General features: G+C 70.1%; 3 protein-coding genes. 2 read left to right on the forward strand and 1 reads right to left on the reverse strand.

The window, feature by feature from the left end:
• The coding region (locus VF697_RS25495) for a thiamine pyrophosphate-binding protein (protein ID WP_331099317.1) at window positions 1-290 on the reverse strand (290 nt) is incomplete at its 3' end.
• A 189-nt stretch (window positions 291-479) separates the two neighbouring features.
• On the opposite strand from VF697_RS25495, the gene VF697_RS25500 reads away from it, so the two are divergent.
• Together VF697_RS25500 and VF697_RS25505 are read left to right on the forward strand one after the other, a co-directional pair.
• Window positions 480-1,949, forward strand: coding sequence for a hypothetical protein (locus VF697_RS25500; RefSeq protein ID WP_331099318.1), 1,470 nt, complete (start codon window positions 480-482; stop codon window positions 1,947-1,949).
• Between the two features lie 117 nt (window positions 1,950-2,066).
• A partial coding sequence (locus VF697_RS25505) for a Bax inhibitor-1/YccA family protein (RefSeq protein ID WP_331099319.1) occupies window positions 2,067-2,581 on the forward strand: 515 nt, incomplete at its 3' end.

The raw sequence follows: 2,581 nt of genomic DNA on the forward strand, positions 1-2,581 counted from the left end.
ATCATGGGCGAGCTGGCCGCGTGGGCGTTGGCCACACCGGTGAGCGCGTCCGTCACGCCGGGGCCGGCCGTCACCACCGCCACGCCCACCCCGCGAGTCACCCGCGCATAGGCATCCGCCGCGTGGGCGGCCGCCTGCTCGTGGCGCGTGTCGATAACCTGGATGCCCTCCTCCACGCAGCCCGCGTAGATGGGGGCCACGTGCAGCCCCGAGAGGGTGAAGATGTGCCGGACGCCTTCCTTCTTCAGCATCCGCGCGACGAGCTGCCCGCCGGTGACCATGTCGCCCATGACGTGCTGCCTCCCTATGTGGGGAACCTCGGAAGTCCGGCCATCATCGCCGAATCAAGCCACCCGGGTAGCCCCTGAGCGCCCGGCTGCCCCCAGGAGAAGCGCTGCAACCCCCCTCCTGGCATGTCGAAGACACTCCCCGGACGCCATTGGCCGGAGTAGGAAGGGCCCCAGAGAGAAGGATTACCCGTGCAAGAACTCCTGGAAGTCCTGCGGCGTCAGGCGGTCCACTTCGGGCCCGAGCTGGCGCGCACCGCGTACGCGCGAGGCCTGGCCGTCACCCAGAAGGACGGCTCCACCCGGCCCATCCCCGTCACCGCCACCCCTGTCATCCTCGACGCCGCGGAGATCCGCCGACGCGCCACCCTCTCGGCGCTGCTGGCCTCGGCCACCGTGAAGATGACGCGCGCGGCGCTCGCCGGAGCGCAGCGCGAGCTGATTCTCGGCGGCCTCTCCCCGCTGGAGCGCGAGCTCACCGAGCGCACCTTCGCCAGCGTGTCGCGCCTGGCCACCACGCGGGTGGACTACTTCGTGGACTCCACCGGGCCGCGCGCCCTGGAGGTCAACGCCACCATCCCGGCCATGCAGGGCTACTCGGACATCGCGGCCCGCACCTTCATCGAGGTGGTGGCCCGGCACTTCCGCTACCCCGAGAAGGCGCTCTACGCCGTCATCTCCGCCAACGGCAGCAACGCGCTGGCCCTCTACCGCTCCCTGCTGGACGGCTACGCGGCCGAGCGCGATGGGAAGATGCCGGACACCATCGCCCTGCTCTGCCGCCGCAACGACGCTCAAATCACCGAGCAGCGCTACCTGTGCGAGCGCTTCCGCGAGTTCGGCGCGGACGCGGACGTCGTCCACCCGGACGAGGTCTCCGGCGACGAATACTTCGAGGCGCGCGGCAAGCGCTATGACCTGGTGTACCGGCACCTCTTCGTGCGTCGGCTGGAGGAGACGCCCGCGCCGTGGGTACAGGACTTCTTCGGCACGGTGCCGGGCCGCAAGGCGGTGCTGCTCAACCCGCCGGTCTCACCCGTGGAGGTGAAGAGCACCTTCGCCCTGCTCTCCCAGGCGCTGGTGGAGCCCGCGCTCGCGGAGGCCGCCGGGCTGTCCCCCGAGGAGCTGGAGGCGATCCGCGCCTCGGTGCCCTGGACGCGGCCCTTCCGGCACGGCCCCGGGGTGGGCCCGGACGGCGCGCAGGTGGACGACCTGGTGGCGCGCGTGATTTCGGAGCCGAAGCGCTTCGTCCTCAAGCGGGCGTGGGACTACGGCGGCCGGGCGGTCTATCTCGGTCGCTCGGTGGGCACTCCAGCGTTCGAGGAGCGGGCGCGCGCCGCCTACGGCACCGTGCCCACCTGGGCGGAGCTGTGCGAGCGGGCCGCCACCGACCCGGCCGGCGGCGGCTTCGTGGTGCAGGAGGTGGTGGAGACCACCCCCGAGGAGCACCTGCTGTGCGAGGAGAGCGGCCTGACGTCCCTGCCGCTCCACGTGGACTACTCCGCGTATGCCTCGGTGGGACTGGCGAAGCAGCCGGCCTGGGGGGGCGTGTGCCGGGGCTCGACGTCGGAGATCGTCAACATCGTGGGAGGAGGCGGCGTGCTGCCCCTCATCACCACCGAGGTCGCCCAGAAGCTGCTGATGGCCTGGAAGGCCCTCTAGACGCCGCCACCGGACATCCGGGAAGGGATGTCCGGCACGCGGGTTGGAGGCGCGTTATTATAAAGACCGCGGCGGGTGGGAATGGCCGCATGACGCAACGAAAGGAAACAGGAATCCATGGCTTGGGAAACTCCCGGTTGGCAGGCGGCTCGCGCCGACGTCAGTGACGTCCTCGTGCAGGAGTCGCAGCGCGCCTTCATGTCGCGCGTGTATGGCTGGATGTTCGCCGGGCTCTCCGTCACCGGCGTGGTGGCGCTCCTCACCGCCGCCAACCCGCAGTTCGTGATGCAGATCGCCCAGTGGCGCTGGCCGATGTTCTTCGCGCAGCTCGGCCTGGTGGTCGCCCTGTCGGCGCTGGCGACCCGCCTCTCCGGCGCGGTGGCCTCGCTCCTCTTCCTCGCCTACTCGGTGCTCACCGGGCTCACCTTCTCGGTGCTCTTCTACGTGTACACGCGGGGCTCTCTCGCCAACGCGTTCCTGCTGACCGCGGGCACCTTCGGAGCGATGACCGTCTTCGGGATGGTCACCAAGAAGAACCTGAGTGGCATGGCCACCTTCCTCTTCATGGGCCTCATCGGCGTGGTCATCGCCAGCATCATCCAGGCCATCTGGCCCAGCCCGATGCTCAACTT

The organism is Archangium sp. (genome assembly GCF_036388035.1).
In the GTDB taxonomy this organism is placed as follows: Bacteria; Myxococcota; Myxococcia; order Myxococcales; family Myxococcaceae; genus Archangium.